The organism is Rhodohalobacter sp. (assembly GCF_041686455.1).
Taxonomy (GTDB): domain Bacteria; phylum Bacteroidota; class Rhodothermia; order Balneolales; family Balneolaceae; genus Rhodohalobacter.
Window position 1 is genome coordinate 1 of record NZ_JAWLDW010000065.1, and the last position, 1663, is coordinate 1663.

Consider the following 1663-nt stretch of genomic DNA (forward strand, 5'->3'; position numbering starts at 1 on the left):
TTATTCTTCTCCTCAATCCACTTCGACATATACTTGGTCCCCTGCTGGTAGTGATGCATTAACATCGAGCCGATAAAGTTCTTCTTTCTGTGACTCTCCAGATTTTCACTTATAAAAGCTACACGATTAAGAAAATCATCTGTAAACTTTGTTTTATCGAACTTCTGTTTCAACAGATCGAATCCTGATTCCTGCGCTTTCTCCCACTCCTCCTTGTTTTGATGAAGCTCAACCGCGTGTTTTGCAAAATCAACCGGATCCTCTGAAACTGCCCCGGGCCAAACACTCACATCAGTAATTCCCTCTGCTCCAATCGCTGTGGTTACGCTTGGTGTTCCAAATTTCATGGCATCCACATGCTTTCCTTTCAGTCCTGCACCGAAGCGTAAAGGCGCCAATAAAACTCTAGCTCTGTTGATCACCTTTTCTGCCGACTCTGCCCTGCCATGTACCAGAAAACCTTCACCCGGATTATGCAGCTGATGTACTTTCTGAGATGGATAAGCTCCGTAAATATTCAGTTTTGCATTTGGCAGTTGCTGGCGGATTAGCGGCCAAATCTCCTCCTTCAGCCAGAGCACTGCATTCCAGTTCGGCTCGTGCAGAAAATTGCCAATGGATACAAAATCACTACGATCTTCGAATGGGATCTGTGAACCTTTCGGTAAATCTTCCATCAAAAAGGGAAGGTAATAAAGCAGATTTTCCGAAACTCCAAACTGTTTTTGAAGTAACTCAAACTCAAATTCTGAAATAATCAGCGAAAGATCACACCGGTAAATACTAGCGATCTCTCGCTTGGCAATGTCATGCTCAAAAAGAATCTCCGGTTCAAACGCACTCCCTTGTTTCCATGCAGATTGACGCGCTGCCCGAAGACAATGAAGATCTTCAGTATCCAAAATTCTTACTGCACTTGGGCACTCCTCCGCGACCCGCCAGCCAAACTGTTCTTCGGTCATAAACCGATCGAACATAACGGCATTCGGCTCCATCTCTTTGATGAATTCGTTAAATGTTGTGTTGTTCATTTCAACATCCGCTCGATGAACACCGTAATCAGCCAAATCAACAGCATAATCGCTGTCAGATGCTGAGGTTGCAAATGTAACATCGTAACCGGCCTGCTGAAATAGATCGATCAATTCCATCATTCTACCGCCTGCAGCAGATGAGTCAGGTTCCGGCCAGACTTTCCCGATGATCAGTAATTTTTCCAATTGTGACATGCCTAAAACTATTCATTTCGAACATGATTTACATCCATGAATTGATTAACCGAATGTTTTTCAATCATTAAACTTCTTAATACCTTATGCTTTATTATCATTTATCCAAGCAAACCCATGAGCATACGCTACATTCAGCAAAAAGACGATTTCCATTCCGCCGTTAAACATCTCCTTTCTACAGATCAGATCGCTGTTGACCTTGAGTTTGATCGAAACCGATATCGCTACGGCTTTAACCTTTGCCTGGTACAGATTTATGATGGCGAGGACTGCCTTTTGATTGATCCTCTGAGTGAAAAGATCCAAATTGAAAAGCTTTTCCCGGTTATGGAGAATCCGGAAATTGAAAAAGTTGCTTTCGCATTTCAGGAAGATCACCGTTTGCTTCATCATATCGGTTGCCGGCCTAAGAATATTTTCGACCTTCGAAT

Annotated in this window: 1 protein-coding gene and 1 pseudogene; one reads left to right on the top strand and one right to left on the bottom strand. The window is 43.0% G+C overall.

Annotated elements, in window-relative coordinates; all coding sequences use genetic code 11:
- Positions 1-1229: glycosyltransferase family 4 protein (locus tag ACESM0_RS08680; RefSeq protein ID WP_372905599.1), on the bottom strand; the 1229-nt coding region annotated here is incomplete at its 3' end.
- Between the two features lie 117 nt (positions 1230-1346).
- On the opposite strand from ACESM0_RS08680, the pseudogene ACESM0_RS08685 reads away from it, so the two are divergent.
- Positions 1347-1663 (top strand): annotated as a pseudogene (locus tag ACESM0_RS08685) (ribonuclease D); the annotation flags it as partial.